The sequence below is a fragment of the Microbulbifer maximicatervae (SeqCode) genome, from assembly GCF_052467815.1.
The window spans coordinates 4,325,197-4,340,714 of sequence record NZ_CP174326.1 but is presented as its reverse complement, the minus strand read 5'-3'; the positions used below and the strand labels follow the sequence as shown (position 1 = coordinate 4,340,714).

At 39.6% G+C, this 15,518-nt stretch carries 12 protein-coding genes; 11 read left to right on the top strand and 1 reads right to left on the bottom strand.

Going from position 1 to position 15,518, the window contains the following annotated elements:
- Positions 1-36 precede the first annotated feature (36 nt).
- Positions 37-819, bottom strand: coding sequence for a hypothetical protein (locus tag ACJJIW_RS18780; RefSeq protein WP_444893692.1), 783 nt, complete (start codon positions 817-819; stop codon positions 37-39).
- A gap of 564 nt (positions 820-1,383) precedes the next feature.
- On the opposite strand from ACJJIW_RS18780, the gene ACJJIW_RS18775 reads away from it, so the two are divergent.
- From ACJJIW_RS18775 to ACJJIW_RS18725, 11 genes are all read left to right on the top strand, one after another.
- Complete coding sequence (locus tag ACJJIW_RS18775; RefSeq protein WP_444936049.1) at positions 1,384-2,166, top strand: YwqG family protein; 783 nt, start codon at positions 1,384-1,386, stop codon at positions 2,164-2,166.
- Between the two features lie 462 nt (positions 2,167-2,628).
- Positions 2,629-3,033 carry an ACT domain-containing protein gene (locus tag ACJJIW_RS18770; RefSeq protein ID WP_444893693.1) on the top strand — a complete coding sequence of 135 codons (405 nt, stop codon included), beginning with the start codon at positions 2,629-2,631 and terminating at the stop codon, positions 3,031-3,033.
- A gap of 86 nt (positions 3,034-3,119) precedes the next feature.
- Positions 3,120-4,352 (top strand): DUF711 family protein, encoded by a 1,233-nt coding sequence (locus tag ACJJIW_RS18765; RefSeq protein WP_444936048.1) that lies wholly within the window; start codon positions 3,120-3,122, stop codon positions 4,350-4,352.
- Positions 4,353-5,142: 790 nt separating this feature from the next.
- Entirely contained in the window at positions 5,143-6,066 is a 924-nt protein-coding gene (locus tag ACJJIW_RS18760; RefSeq protein ID WP_282932565.1) for a phosphatase domain-containing putative toxin, read from the top strand.
- Positions 6,067-6,603: 537 nt separating this feature from the next.
- Positions 6,604-7,161, top strand: coding sequence for a hypothetical protein (locus tag ACJJIW_RS18755; protein ID WP_444893694.1), 558 nt, complete (start codon positions 6,604-6,606; stop codon positions 7,159-7,161).
- 250 nt (positions 7,162-7,411) lie between these two features.
- Positions 7,412-7,633 (top strand): hypothetical protein, encoded by a 222-nt coding sequence (locus ACJJIW_RS18750; RefSeq protein ID WP_282932567.1) that lies wholly within the window; start codon positions 7,412-7,414, stop codon positions 7,631-7,633.
- A 533-nt stretch (positions 7,634-8,166) separates the two neighbouring features.
- A complete protein-coding gene (locus ACJJIW_RS18745; protein WP_444893696.1) occupies positions 8,167-8,766 on the top strand; it encodes a dihydrofolate reductase family protein in 600 nt (199 codons plus the stop codon).
- 1,676 nt (positions 8,767-10,442) lie between these two features.
- Complete coding sequence (locus ACJJIW_RS18740) at positions 10,443-10,937, top strand: hypothetical protein (RefSeq protein WP_282932570.1); 495 nt, start codon at positions 10,443-10,445, stop codon at positions 10,935-10,937.
- 492 nt (positions 10,938-11,429) lie between these two features.
- Positions 11,430-11,924 (top strand): gamma-glutamylcyclotransferase family protein, encoded by a 495-nt coding sequence (locus tag ACJJIW_RS18735; protein ID WP_444936047.1) that lies wholly within the window; start codon positions 11,430-11,432, stop codon positions 11,922-11,924.
- Positions 11,925-12,570: 646 nt separating this feature from the next.
- Positions 12,571-12,786: a hypothetical protein gene (locus ACJJIW_RS18730; protein WP_444936046.1), complete on the top strand. Its 216-nt coding sequence runs from the start codon at positions 12,571-12,573 to the stop codon at positions 12,784-12,786.
- Between the two features lie 1,005 nt (positions 12,787-13,791).
- Positions 13,792-14,589 carry a hypothetical protein gene (locus ACJJIW_RS18725; RefSeq protein WP_444936045.1) on the top strand — a complete coding sequence of 266 codons (798 nt, stop codon included), beginning with the start codon at positions 13,792-13,794 and terminating at the stop codon, positions 14,587-14,589.
- Positions 14,590-15,518: the final 929 nt, after the last annotated feature.

The following is a 15,518-nucleotide window of genomic DNA, read 5'->3' as shown; positions in this document are numbered from 1 at the left end:
ATTGCCTTGGCATTCAGCCAAGGCAATATTATTATTTTACTGATCAACTAAGGGGAATGAACTGTTCAGCTTGAGGAAGTAGTGGTCAATTACCTCCTGTTTGGTTTCTATATCCATTTCTTCTCTATTTAACAGGCAGTGTACCAAGGAGTAGTAAGTTTGGTTACATCTCTCTTCAAATGCTAATAAAGTACCTTCGCCTTCACGATCACCTTTGTAAAGGTGATTTAGTTTACGGTAAATACTGATATACCCAGGCGCTTTTTTGCCTTTTATATCGTTTGATATTTCCAGTTTAATTTTTCCTTGTGTTTTGGGAATTAACCAGTTGTCAGCAGCTTTTGAAACACCAGTTCCTAATCCAAAGGTAATGGCGTTACCGGCTTCAGAAATACCCTGCAATACAATCTCCCTTAGCAACTCTTCAGCTACCCGCTTATTCAGGGGAATGTCAATAACTCTCTTTACTTGCTGTATTCTATTCCCAAAGATATCAATAACATCAAGGTAGTATCTTTTTATATGTTGATTTGGGGCTAGACTTTGAGTAATGTTCTTTTTTTCAATACTGTCACGACCGATAAGAGCCTTCTTTTTTATATATCCCTTTTGATAGTTTTCAGTTAAATCTCTTGTGACATAGAAATAGCCGTCTTCTTCATTATGTACAGTTACACACTCACCGATTAGGAGGTCATAATTTTTAACTAAAAAATTTTGACCGATTGAATCCCTAATTTTATACTTTATTCCGGGTGGCTTGGCATGCAGGTTGGCTGGATTGATTACTATTGCTTTAAAGTTTTCTGGAAAAATCATGGTGGCCTCCGTATGTTAGGGCGAATATTATTTAATCGCAAAATTAATTTGGTAATACTGAATTATTACCTTATGTGTTGCGGGATTGATTTCGTTACCCTGTAAATAAAATGCTGCCAATTTGATCTTAACTATATCGGTTGCAAGTATGGGTTTTAGCCGTATATTTGAAAAAAACGCACTTCAATTATGTTTATTATTTGGCTATTGTGAGTAGCTGATGCGTATATAGCCCTTTTCGGAGGGTAGGTAGAATTTCAGGGGAAGATTCCTATATTTTCTTGTTTACCTTTCACTTCTTGCACTGGAATCAATACACATGTCCCAATTTTAGGGTTCTCATGGCTCGGCGGTTTGGCACTAAACCTAGTTTCTACTATTAGTCTAGTTGTGGGTAGCGTTCCAGGTTGAGGAGTTCGGTAAGTGGCCCTTGGGGGTGGGGCAGCTGGCTAAGCCAATGGGCTTTGGAATTAAAGAGAAGCGTGATATATAGATGCTGATTTTGAATTAACTGTTAGCTTACAAGGTAATGCTTGAGCGTCAGTCTTGAAAATGGAGTAGAAATTGGATATTGAATTAGAAGCAAAGAAAATTCGTTCCGAGCTAGAGAAATTTAGCCTTCCGGCAATTAAGTTGTTCCCAAAAGCGGAGAAAGCTGAACATATTTGGAGTACAAAGTTTGGCGGGAAACCATATTGGCCAAAGGGTAAGGCATATCCTGTGTCAGATGATGGTGCCAAGTTAATCCTTTTGGCTCAGCTGAACTTCGATGAGCTACCCAAATTGAGTCAATATCCTGAAAGTGGAATACTTCAATTTTTTATCGAGGATGATGACGTTTACGGGATGGATTTTGACAGACCTACAGAAGAAGTAATTTCATCGCCTAGCGGCTATCGGATCATATACCATCCTGAAATTGAAAAAAATGAATTGTATTTAGAGCAAGATCTTCCAGGAGCGAATGATGAACATTTCCTTCCCGCTTCTAGGGAGTATCGAATTGAATGTATCCTCGATAAAGAAATACCATCACCTACTGACTATAGATATGAGATGTATGCGTCTGATCCTTTGGAGTATGAGGACGACCTTGCTGAATATGTGTACGAGAATTTTTCTGCTGAAGGCAGTAAAATAGGGGGTTATGCTAGTTTTGCACAAGAAGATCCACGTATTTCTGAGAAAAAAGATAATTGGCTTTTGTTATTTCAGATGGACTCTGAACTGGTGGGTGACAATCAAATAATGTGGGGTGATATGGGTGTAGGTAACTTCTTTATCGAAAGAGAAGCGCTAAAGAAAAAAGACTTTTCTAAAGTCTGGTATAACTGGGACTGCTGCTGATAGCTGAAATATATCAAGAATATTAAGGTGTCAATAGTGATGTACCTGATTTAGCTGTTAGCGATAAAGCGAAGCTTGGAGAATCTTTCTGGGTAGTAGAATTTAGGCTAAGTTGAGCGCGCTGGATATGCGCGCTTTGCACAATGAGTGAGCAGTATTTTACTGTCGATAGAGTGGGGCTGATAGTGAAGGTATAGTTGATTGCAAGATTTACGAAACAGTATTGGAGGATTGGAATGGGTTGTGCTATTTATTTTCCGTTTCTTATAGAGCATGCTTCTAGATGTACATCTATATTTATAGGGCTCCAGCCTGGTTTGTTAAAAAATTCTCCATGTTTATCAAAGCTAAAGATACTATACGCATGCTGCCAGGTTGATTGGTGGCGGCAATAATCTCGTTTCGGCCACAAAGAAAGCGGCCTCACCAAACTCACCATTGTTAGAATGCTGGAGGATATTAATGTCAGGAACAGTAGATCTTGGGAAACTATTAGATGATATGAATCCACAATTGTTTGAGAGTGAGTATGTATTTTGTCATGTCTCAGGTCAGCTATCTGATTATGTTCACTTGCAGCCACGTGCCAGTTTTATTGAACCAGAAGGCTTAACCCTGATTTTATTAAAAAGCATTGCTGAGAACGAAAATATCAGATTTGAAAGTACTTACAAACAGATAATGTTAACGGTACATTCAAGTTTAAATGCTGTTGGCTTGACCGCTGTAATATCAAATAAGCTTATGTCAAAAGGTATCAGTGCAAACGTAGTAGCTGCCTATTTTCATGACCATATCTTTGTTCAATCAGAGAAAGCTAAAGCTGCATTATCTGCTCTGTATGAAATATCAGGAAAAAACAGCTAGCAGGATACCGTTAGGGGATGAGTTAACATTAAAATCTAAAGATGGACTTTGGAAGAGCAATTTACCACCAAGGAAGAAGTGAAGACGTGAACTATAAAAGCAAAGAGTTATGCAGAATTAGAACAGTTACAACTTTTATTAGTTTGGGGCGAGATAAAAATAGTTGGAAAAAAGAAATTGAGAAGGCATCATTTTTTTGTGCCAGCCTGTCAAAGGAGTTTCATAATAATGGGTATATTGTTCAGTCGGTGAGGGTTGTCACTAATTCGTTTGGCGAATATTTAAATACTGATTCATATGAAACAGCAAGAGTTGACCTGCAGTATATAAGTAAATTATTGGAAGGGGCAAACAGGTCTGGGCTCCGAATTCGCTTTGCTATTGGTGAAGCAAAAACCAAAAATGAGATAAAATTACTCCCAGAGTTGATTAAAGATTTCGGTGATTTATGCAATGTCTGCGTGAATGTGAGCCTTGATGAGTTTGGGGTTCTTACCAATGATCTTATAGAAGAATCGGCTAAAACTGTGTTAAAGATTAGTCAAATCACGGAAAGAGGAGAGGGGAATTTCAATTTCACCGTTAACTTCAATTGTGAACCTCTTATCCCATACTTTCCTGCTAGCTATCATCGAAAAGAACTAGGTAATTGTTTTGTTATTGGTTTGGAGACCCCTGATTTACTTGTGAATGTGCTAAAACTTTACAGTCTAAGTGCATCTACTAAGAGCCATAATGAGCGTTACAAAAACTACTTTCAAATTATGAGAAATGCGCTTCAATATCATATCTCAAGCATCAATGAAGTCATATTGAACTCACAGTCTAAACACAATTTTAGGTTCTCTGGCTTTGATAGTTCTGCAGCGCCTTCAAAAGATTGTTCAAGTATGGCTGAAGTCTATAAACAAATGGGTGTAGAATATTTTGGTGCATCCGGAACAGTTGAAGCTTCGTCATTATTGACAAAAGTCTTCAAGTCTATAGAGGGGGTAGATTTAGTCGGGTTCTCTGGTCTTATGCTGGCATTAACTGAAGATACTGGCTTGGCTGAAGGGACTAAAAAGGACAATTTTGATATACGATCCCTTCTAACATTCAGTGCTGTTTGTGGCATCGGTTTGGATACGGTTCCCATTCCTGGCGATACTCCCATAGAAAAGATCTCTGCACTTATGAGAGATACCGGAACTATGGCCTATCGACTAAATAAACCATTAACTGTTCGCTTATTTCCAGTTCCAGGTCTTACAGCAGGTGATCAAACAGTTTTTGAAAGTGATGATTTATGCAATTGTACCGTGCTCTCAGTACCGTAAGTTCCAAATTATCAAAATAACCATCTAACTAAGCCGGTGGTGCCTATAATACACTTTAAGCAGCGGCAAGGTTGTATGCATACGTATGTAGCAATTTTAACTCCATTGGATACTTCGCTAAGCTAGACAAACTACCAAGCAAGGCGAAGGATGGCAACAAAAGATGGTCCTACTCAGAAAAGCAAACGCTCTTTCTTGGGTGTATTTCCTGTAGGATATAAATACAGGTGTGCTTAGTTAGAGTGTTTGTTTTTGAGGGGGGATATGAAGCAATTGCCGCATTTTTTCAAAAAATAGAGTTTAACTTCTTTAAGGAAGGATTTGTTAGTCTCTCTTTCATTGGAGAATCTGCCTTCAATGTCTTCCAGTTTTTATTTTTCTTCTTTTAAGTGCGTAAGTAGATCTCTTCGTATCGTATGGGGAAGTAGATTAAAGACATGGAAATAAGACCTTACTAGATTTATTTCCGTTTTTAGTGGTGATAGTGGGACACTTGTTCCACTTGCTGGGCTTCCATAAATCTGAACTTTTGCACTTGTCTGATTGTTTCCTATTGATGTTCAAACTGAGAGCGGCATTCTTTGAGGCAAAAATTGAAAAATGATGCTTGTTGGGAGGATGCTTAAGCTTTTATTTGCAGTAATTGATCATTTTTAGAAAATTGTGTGAAAACACATAGATCTAAAAATAAATTATGGCAGACTTAAATGAAGCTCTCTTGTGCCGGTATGGCGCACAATCATATAGTGGTCGGTTGTTATATTAAACGATTAGATTAAAAGGAATAAAAATGTACGTTTTTAATACATTTAAGCAGCGGGTAAATGTAGCGAACAGTAGATTTACTGAGGCGCGTTCTTCTTTGAGATCTTTGTACACGGTGCTACGCAATGCAGACCCCGGGCAAGCCTCTGTAGCCGATATTTTAGGTGCCATTCGTCCAATGTCGGCAAGGAAAAAGTTAAAATATAGAAATGCACTTAACTATCTGCTTACACATCTTGGTGGTGAAATTCAACCACAAAATTTCAGCTGGATGAGCCCAGGTATTGGAGGTATGTCGAAATTCAACAGCAATCCAGATCTAGATAAGGCAGGCCTCTGGCTTTATAAAAATGATGTTCGAACAGTCATAACTATTGAAAGTAATGGGGCAGCTGCCACGAAAGCTGCAACCTCTGGAACCTTCCCAGATTTTAAATGGTTTAGCTGTTTTCTAGCGGATTGGCATGCCCCTTCTGTTAAACAGTTGGTACGTTACTGCGAGGCTGTCCATGAGCGTAGCGCTTATGGATCTGTTGCCACCCACTGTTGGGGCGGGACCGGGCGTACAGGATGTTTTCTGGCGGCTTGGTCGTTATTTACTGGTTCTTCAAGGTCTGCTCAAGAAGCCCTGGGAAAGGTCCGCAGGCAATACAACACACACTCAGTAGAAATGAAAGCTCAGTACAACACTCTCGCAAGATTCTCAGATCATCTGGGTTATGTAGCATCAAAGACCTATGATGACAATACATTGGACCACGCAGGTGGACACTGGCACCCGGGCAAACAGGACTTTGGCATTGCCCAAGATCCAGGGCATGCCGGTTCTGGTGGTGGTACAGGGGATGCCGTTTTCAAAAAATTGGTTGGTCAACACGGCGTTGCGAATAGTAAAAGCCCTTATGTTACTGAATCACCCACTGCACATGTGCAAGTGGTAAGGGCATGAATGAGATATGAAACAACAGAGCTCAACCCCGTTGGGCTCTTTTTTATTATGTATCTTGCGGCTTAATAATGCCTGGTTTCTACGGAGAGGTTTGGCACGGTCTTTCATTCTCACAGAGCCTGTTAGCAACACACTCTACGACCTACTCCTTGTTCATTTTCAATGGATACATAGATTTCTGTGCGGTGGAAGGAGGGTGATATAGTGCTTCAAGCTATGGTTATGGGAAACTTGCGAATTAGGATGGAGTAGGGGGGGAATTAAATATGAAATAAACCCTTCTATAAATTGCCAAGAGATATAAATTAAGTCAGTTTTTCTATGAAATTTTCTGGAAATAAGTAGAGTATGGATGGGGGGAGAGCTATAAAGACTTTGCTGTATTATTTATATTGAGCGTTCGTACTATCTAAAGGTGGAGTGTGAACTTTTATATATTTGTATATGGTTGAGTTAACCAGCTTCCGAATCATTGAGAAACGTGATATAGGTACCAACTTTGAATCAACCGTTATACTTGAATTAGAGAATACAATAATGAAAAAAATAGTGTTGATGGCTGTAACGTTTTTGGCTATTTCTGGATGTAAAACTACGTCTGTGAGAAATGATGCAGATACAGGATTCCAGGTGGCACACTCAGAATACTTAGGGAAGAAGCTATACGATGCAGTGCTTTCAGAAGATGGAAGCTCACCCTATACAAGCAGAGAGCAGGATATCTTAGAAATGTCTAAAGACCTTGTATGTAAGGGGAGGTACAAAGCTGTATCGGTAGTGGATGAAAAGTTTGAAACTGAAAATATATATCTCCTATTAAGCCCTGAGAATGATTCTAGTATTCAATTTGGCCGTCATCTGAAGTTCAGACTCAGGTTAGGTAGTAATGATATTGTGGATGTATCTCCATCAACAAAGACCTGTCTATTGGTTCCGGCTGAGGGGGATGGTATCCCGTTCTCTACTCACTTGATCTCAAATGTACCAACTGAATTTCATGTATTTTTGAGTCTGTATCATGAGAAGAAAATTTATGTAAGCACTTCTGCTGGCCTTTGGAGCGTAGACGCGGGTAAGGTCACCTTGATGGAGTAAATACATAGCAATGAGTACGAGTCGGTACCTAAAGCTACTTATATTTATACACGAGACTGCTTATTTCGATGTGGCCCTCTAATAGGAATCGGGGTATATAAGCCCAGTATATGAGCTATTAGGAGTAGTATGAAAAAAAGAAATTTATATCTCGTATTTGCTTCAATTCTCTGTTTTGCTGTGATAGTAGAAATTTTGAGTAGGACCAGTGGGGTCTGTCTGGGCATTTTGGTAGAGGAAATACCTGATCATGAAAAAGTTAACCATTAAAAGCTTGCCTTTTACGATAGGAATATTTTTCACAGTGGCATTTGTCTTCTTACTTCATGAGTTCATCCGGGGATTTGACTATGAGGATGTGGAATACACAATGGAGATGCTGCCTTATTTAGGAATGTCATTTGCTTGTGCTTTAGTAGGTATTCCGTCAGTTATCTATGGTATTAATCGTTTATCTGATGGGGCTTCTTAAAAAGTATTTATGGGTGTTTGTAAAGCTGGTGGACATTACTTACACCCGATATAGGTTGTTTTTCATTGTGTTCAGAGTGTGATCGTCTTTCTAGATCATGGGGTGAGTATGATTTATTGGATTTGGCTGCGTCGACTGAACGCTTAGGGCACGACGAAAATAGAGTTTAATTCAAGTATTTCCGTAGTTTCTATTAGCGCCCATTCGGGTTTAAGGGGTTGCAGTTGTCTAATAGAAGATTTGGTTATTAGTGACACAAAAGAGTGGTCTAGCAGTTCCATATAGATATGGAATTCTTTCTGGTTGGCATAGATGCCGACATTGATCTCCTGAGGCTTCATAAGATAAGCTGTATTTGCCTCGCTATTCAGGCATAGGCCCAATTAGTTACTCGAGTTATGCGTAGTCAGTGTCTATCACACTTATACTTGTTCGCTGACTTTATAAATCGGTACTGAATTCAATTTCGGGACATAAGGGTATATTTGGACTTATACCGCACAAAGGATTCGGCTCTTCGCGAGAATCAACCAATGAGAAAATTAGCCATATTGATATTTCAAACGCTTGACGGTGTAATGCAAGCTCCGAGTGTACCTGAGGAAGATTTTTCAGGTGGCTTTAGTCATGGAGGTTGGGCTAAAGATTGTTGGGATGAAGTCATGGAGCAAGTGGGAAAGGAAGCAATGGCAGAACCGTATGATCTGCTATTAGGGCGCAATACATACAACTTATTTGCCTCAAATTTCTCGAATGCGGAACCTGGCAATCCAATCACAGATAAACTTAATCAGGCAAAAAAATACGTTGTGACATCAGGCACTGATGATCTCATGTGGAATAATTCATTCAAGCTCAGGAGCTCGAATGCGGCTTTAGAAGTCGGCAAAGTTAAAGAAATGGAAGGGCCGCTGTTGCAGCTTCATGGAAGTTGGCAATTGGTACAGTCACTTCTAAAGCATAGTTTGGTAGATGAGCTTAGACTGTGGACGTTTCCCGTAGTTGTTGGAGAAGGAAAACGTTTGTTTGAAAATGGCAAGATCTCATCAAAATACAAACTCATTAAATTTTCGGCATGTCCTTCAGGAGCCTTCATGCACTTCTATCAACCATTAGATGGCAAGGCCGTATAAGGTAGCTTTTAGACAAATAAATTGCTCTCGAAGCGGCTCTTATCAGGCTGTTAGGATGAGGTGCAAGTTTTTATGAAGCAAGAACATATTTTGGTATTTTCACTATCTGTATTGGCTTCTTTCAACCTTTACGCAACATAGGGTGTATACGTTCTGACTACTCTAATAGGGTTCAAAAGGGAATCCAATGCATCTTAATTTGGTTATTTCCATTAGTTGGCGGCCTAATTACTGTATGCTTTGTTGAGCCAATGGATACAAGCTCAAATTATAGAAGACCTGATGCAGCCCCTGGTCAAGATTCATACCCTGCCACTGAGGGATGTATGGATTGAGTTTATACCATTGAACTCAAATATGGTACTGAAGCAGAGTCTTCACAATTAGGCGATCTACAGAATTCTCCAGTCCTTTAAGTTGTTAGCTCTAATGAAGAAACTCATACTAATTACGCTACTTACGCCACTCATAGCTTGGCCGGAGCAGAGAGTTAAGTTTCTATGCGTGTCAATAGATGGATGTTGGTTGCCTTAGTATGAAAATTTCTATTGAGTAGCTTAGCTAGCGTAAAATTTATGTTGCTAGGGCAAGAGTATATACCTGACTGTATACAACACTTTCAAACCCCAATGGTAAAAACTCATAACAATCAATAGAAAATTATCCAAAAAACGTGAACTGCCGGGTTACACCATGCTTCGCTCACCCGTATATATAAGATGTCAAAAATTATGAAGAGTATTTCAATACTATTACTATTACTATTAGCTTCACTTGACAGTTTGGCGGATGAATCGATCAGTGGTGCATTGAGTATCTTACTAGAAACTGGTGAAACGAGTAGTTTTGTTCATGTCGGTAACAATATAAGATCTAAACTTTCTGCACGGCGAAGAGTTTTCTCTTTGTGTACTAATTCGGGTAGTGCTTGGTGATGCCCAGCCACCTATTGGCGATGGTACTGCGACAAATCATGCTTACATATCTTGCCCAGGCTATAGGGATCTTGGTGTACGCCTAAAAGCCGATCAAGAAGGTAAGCATCATATTGTTGGCTATTGGTCCATGTAAATATTAACACATAGTTGTTATCAAACCTTCCGCCTAGGCGAATCTATCCGTGACGCCTCCCATAGCCTATTTTTTGTTCACTATAGTCGCGAATAGATCTCTTCAAGGTTGGTAGAGGGGCTTGGTAGAGGGGCTTGGTGGAGGTGAATGCCTTTTGGTTACGCAGCTGTTCTTCACTTTTAGCGTGCCAAATGAAGCAGTAGTACAAGTTTTTAGGCTTTGGTCGGTATAGCATATACAGGATCAATATGATTTTATCTAGCGCTACTCAAACCACGAGTGGGTAATTCTTGGCGGAAAGGTGTAGCAGGTGTTCTTGTTGAGCAAGCGCTCTATTTGACGGATGTCCAGGGCTACTATACGTATACTCACAACTCTGGCAGTATAGATATGGCCAAGTAGTATTTTGTTAGCTGGGAGAAATTCTGGTAAGAGCCAAGTGGTGCAATTGAAGGGAAGTACTTTGTGGAAGCAGATAAAGCCACCTTGGAGCACTAAGGCTTTAACAGGTTCAAATACTCGGCTTATAGCCTGGTTGCTAACCCCTGAACACTGACAGACTACGCGCCTACAGATGTCAAGCTAATTTAGAGAACACTTTTAAAGTGCAGTACATATACTTATTTTTACTGTTGATTATTCCCCGTATAGCACTCACAGATAGCCCAATCGAACCTTGGGTTACCCAGTTTAGCTTTACAAACGGTTGGGGACAGTATGAAGTTATCTGGGTAACATCAGATGGGAGCGCTGGTTACGCCAATTTAGGCCATTCAGGTACACTTCCTTGCCAATTTAAGTTTCCGAAGATTGAAAAAGTGAAGGTAATTTATAGTTTAAATAAAGCGATAAGAGACCTGAAGCTTGCTCCAAATCTAGGAGATGAATCCTTTTCCTGTGACGATGAAACAAGAGTTTCTATTGCTGTAAGTCATAAGCCGACACGAGATGGAATTGTAGGTTTTGAGAGAAGAATGAGCATGATCCCACGATGTAATGACTTCTTTATTGATACTAATTTATTTACAGCAGCCAGCATTGTATATGAAAATATTGAAAAGCTACCTAGTGAATGTAAAATAAACCCCCTAGAACACTAAAAAATATCAGATTCACTTCGTTGCGTATTGTGTCACTCGAAAATTTGTATTGGAGTTAATGCGATAATTGAGATTTAGTGTGTCTTGTTATCTGAGAGTATCTCACTCCCCTATAGGAAGGAGATACTGCGCCCAGTATTTTCCATTACCTATTTTTAATACCCACAAGGTTTCTGCAAATTGTGCGAAAGAATTTTACGACGTAATCCCAGGTTCTACCCTTAGAAACGGAATAGGTGAGTTGTAGACATGGGTATTTCCCGAGGATGGAGAAGACTAGCAAGTAGCTTTCGGGAAGGCGTTAGTTTTCGGGGGTATGGCTGGTTCGTAATAAGAAGTGGACTTCTAACTAGACTATTCGCAAGATGCGAATTAAGGCAGTATTGGCATTTATGTTCTATTCTGCATGCCTGAATAGTAGAGCTATTTCCTCTATTCTTTTGAAAGAACCAACAACTAATTTTGATTAACGGTTAACAGTATGGGGCCAGCGTGAGGTATTTTGCTTACGGGTCAAATATGTCCCTTCCAAGATTGAAGGAAAGAGTTCCAAGTGCCGTGCGGATAGGAGTATTTACTTTAACTGAACATTGTCTCTATTTTCATAAAGTGAGTAAAAAAGACGGATCTGGTAAGTGCGATGCACTATTTACTCGAGACCCAGGGGATTATGTTATTGGTGCCCTGTTTGAAATATCAGATAGCGAAAAAGGTACTCTTGATAGAGTGGAGGGCTTAGGATACGGCTATCAGGAAAAGAGAGTTTGGGTGACTGACGCTAAGGGGTATTCGCTCGAAGCATTTACATATTATGCAACGAATACGGATCCTTCTTTGCAGCCTTATTCTTGGTATCTATATCACGTGATATATGGAGCGAAAGAAATTGGGGTTCCGGCTGACTACCTAAAGAAGCTGGAAGCTACCAAAAGTATAGAAGACCCGGATAGAGAAAGGGATGCAAGAGAACGTGCAATATATAGCTAATAAAGCTGATATAGAGGCAGCTTTTCTGTTGTGGATTCATCTTCACTACAAGGCTGCCTATGCAGAAGGAGTTCGAGTTCAACGATGATTTTTTCATTGATAAAGGGTAAGAATGTGTGGGAATTATTGCTTTCCACACTGTTACTAGTCCAAATTTTACTTCGAATTGTAGATAGCCCTGCATCTTTAAGCTTGTCAGCTGTTGTGCTCCTTTGCATAACGCCATACATAATCACACTAATATTTAGAAGCTGGATTTTAGGCCATAAGCTTCACAGGCATGCTCATCGTCATCGTACTGATTATCGAAGGCCAGCCTTTTTGTCGCTGGCACTAGTACCTCACAATATGGTGATTGTGTTGTTTATGCTTCTTCCGCCAGTATTGTTTATTGAGTTTGTTTTCGGTTTGGATAGCGCTTCCGCTACGCACACTGAGGGCCTAACTGTAATCTTATTGTTTACCTCAATCTCGTTTTGGTATTTTCGAGTAGTGGAGCCGGTGCTATCCAAGGAAATTGGTTCTTGAGTTGAGAAATGCTTCTAACAATATTGGCATAAGCGTGTACTTTATACGTTGAAACTGTGACAAGTTACTCGTGTGTGCGGCGAGTGTTATATGACGTATTAAGCAAGGACTAAATCACTTGAAAATAAAACTATCTGATGAAGAGGTTTCTACGCTAAGTGCAGCCACCAAACAGCTCGTAGTGAAGAAGCGTACTGGAGAAGTGGGCATATTACACGGTATGAATCGCTTTGTTCCAGCGCAGGTGGTTCTAAAGAAAAAAGACCGAGAGGCTCTGTATTCAGCCTTTAAGAAACTGGGGATGGCTGGCTTTCCAAAAGAGGTAGATATGTGATTATAGTATCACAAGACCTTAAATAACAAAAAATGAGAGAGGATGGCAAAATCCTGGCTTTATTTTTGTGTTGCTCGATAGGTTCGAAATCCAATTTAAAAGTAATACTTCAGTACGTAGCGCATTAGCTGGACGTTCAGACTGTAGAAACTAGCGTATATCTATGATCTTTCAGGCGCGACTGAAATTTAACCAACTATTGTGCTTCTACATGAATTCTGATTTAGTTTTAACTGATGAGTAGGCAGTACCTCAACACAAAGAACTAATATATTGCCGCTTTCGTACTAAGGATATGATGTTATAGCGGTTACTTAAACAAGCAATACATTTAGTACCCTGCAGAATTAGCCACGTAAAGGAATGCAAGATGGGTATTTGCTCAATTCTTGAAAAATCTGCTCTCAATAACTTGCGCTGCTTACTTTTCGTACTCTTTTGGTGGGTACATAGACTTCTTAGGGATGAATGGAGAGTTTTGGAGGTGTGAATGCATATTTTTACTTAATTGGCTTTCGCTTTCCGCACTGTAACTGTAACACCTGTGCCTACTGCAGAGCTTTTGTTTATGGTCAACCTACTTGCTTCCTGAAGATGCTCAAGTTGAGGGTTGGTATTCCTTGGTGATTGATACTTTACGAGTGGGGAAGGGCCGTAGCGGTGCAGGGTAGCAGAGGATGAGTGATATTCTTTCTGAGTTTACGATGCACTATAGCTTATTGAGTATACAAATTTTTACAGGTTCAATTTCCCTATACGACTACTATTGCCCTGCTAACCACTCTATTTGGTGGCGGGCCAGAATGTTTGCCCGCTGGTGTTCAGCGACGCTATTCCTATACTCTAAACACAGCTTTCACCTGCGACCTCGTAAGATCGCTTACAAAAGATATGGTTTGTTCTTGATTACATTTGGGTGTAATCATCCGTAATTCTTCATTTATTTTCTTGTCTTGCTATTTGTGTAAAATTTAATAGTTGTGAATTTGATCTAGAGATAAAGTGATGGGAATAAAAGATAGCGGAAATATTGGTGAAAGTCGCCCTTTCGCAATGGCTTTAGCTGAGGGAGATATAGGCGATAAGACAGTTGATGTCAGTGTTATTTTTAATAACAGGGAAGTTGATAGGCATTTTGTTTTGCGAACTTGCTATCTAACTTATGCAGCATGGAAATCAACCTATGGAGGAAGTGCAGCTGGATCTCCATTTATAACTAGCTATGCGTATGGATTGGAGGGAGCTAAAAAGCAAGATCCTGAGTCGAAAGGATATGCAGCTTGGTTAGGTGGCGAGTTATGGGTTTTTGGTGTTGATGCCACTAGCTCAAGAGATATTTATAAAGCGCTAGATATAGCTGCGGAATGGTTTGGCGTTAGGCCAGAATTTTTCTTGAGTGATATTTACGTAAAAAACCTAAATGTAGATACTAATAAAAAAGAGACTAATGAAACACTTGTCAGAAGAAACAAGAGGTTGTACGCAAAGACATGTGAAGCAATTCATCGGGTCTCAAAAATAAAGAGTAGCTCAGTGAATTTCTGGGTGTTTAGTCACAAAGAAAATTTTAAAATAAAGCAAAAAGATTTACGCTCTGCAATGAGGGCTGGTGGGGCCAGTATAGCTTTTTCGAGCAAGGAGAAGCATAGCGTTAATTCAGGAAGTAACAATGGAGAAAAAGAGTTCGAGCATCGTACTAATCTGCATTTGGCAAAAATAAATTTTAATATTAGCCCTTTGAAGGATTTGATGTCTAGTCGAATGCCTCTCGAGCAATATTTAGGTGAAGCTGCTCTCTTATAGATTTTATATGGCAACAACGTATGTTTTGAGGTTCTTTTGAAGTTATGGCGAAACCCAACTTTCATGAGGTCTCAAAATATTTCTGTGGTATATCAGTGTAAATTGAAAATCTAGAGTGTATAGGGATAATAATCTCTCCTCTTTTTAGTAAAAAATAAAGCGTGCCTCGTTCAAGGCCTTTTTCTATGAGAGTTTATAGGTCATCGTATTGTAATTTTTAAGATACAAGTGGATTTATCAAAATTTGAAGTATATCCAAATTATCGGATTTAAGTGATTGATTATTTTTTTACTAAAGCAAACTCTAAGTCATGATATAGCTGTATTTGAACTATTACATGTAATTACCGTATCCTTGACTCAAATAACGTTTAACTCTCATGGAGGAAGCCTGGTTATGGCCTCCACTATGAGAAATTCGCTATTAACTCTCCGCTTGTGTCTAATTTTTGTTCATTTTCGATGTGTATATAGATCTCTACGTGATGAAAGGGCAGGAGCTTGGGGAGTGGGTGTTTATCTCTACTTGATTTCCTTTCGTTCTCAGTACTGTGAATGAGGTATTCGTTGGTTCATTACTTTATAGTTAATCTACTTACTTCAGGCTGATACCCAAGCCGTGGTTGGGTATCGCTTATAGGGAGAACTAAGATGTTTGCGAGTGGGGAATGGCCGCAGTGGTGCAGAATAGGGAAGGGCGGGGACGAGCCTTCCTGAATTGGGATTTCACTATAACCTATTGAATTTAAATCATTACTGGGAAGGATGCAACCCAAGCTGTTTAGCGGCAACGCTAACACCGATTTTGAACGCCAGTACTTTCAATACTTCTCTGAGCATTGTTTACGAGTGGTTTTGGTTGGATTGCTTGGTCTGGCCAAAGAGCTCCACTGCTGCATATTTTATCGCTTAAGAGAGTGTCCGTCGCT

Bases quoted from the DNA above. Each gene is read 5' to 3' on its own strand.
- ACJJIW_RS18750 (WP_282932567.1), top strand. From the start codon at position 7,412: ATGAAAAAGTTAACCATTAAAAGCTTGCCTTTTACGATAGGAATATTT.
- ACJJIW_RS18780 (WP_444893692.1), bottom strand. From the start codon at position 819: ATGATTTTTCCAGAAAACTTTAAAGCAATAGTAATCAATCCAGCCAAC.
- ACJJIW_RS18760 (WP_282932565.1), top strand. From the start codon at position 5,143: ATGTACGTTTTTAATACATTTAAGCAGCGGGTAAATGTAGCGAACAGT.
- ACJJIW_RS18770 (WP_444893693.1), top strand. From the start codon at position 2,629: ATGTCAGGAACAGTAGATCTTGGGAAACTATTAGATGATATGAATCCA.
- ACJJIW_RS18745 (WP_444893696.1), top strand. From the start codon at position 8,167: ATGAGAAAATTAGCCATATTGATATTTCAAACGCTTGACGGTGTAATG.
- ACJJIW_RS18725 (WP_444936045.1), top strand. From the start codon at position 13,792: ATGGGAATAAAAGATAGCGGAAATATTGGTGAAAGTCGCCCTTTCGCA.
- ACJJIW_RS18755 (WP_444893694.1), top strand. From the start codon at position 6,604: ATGAAAAAAATAGTGTTGATGGCTGTAACGTTTTTGGCTATTTCTGGA.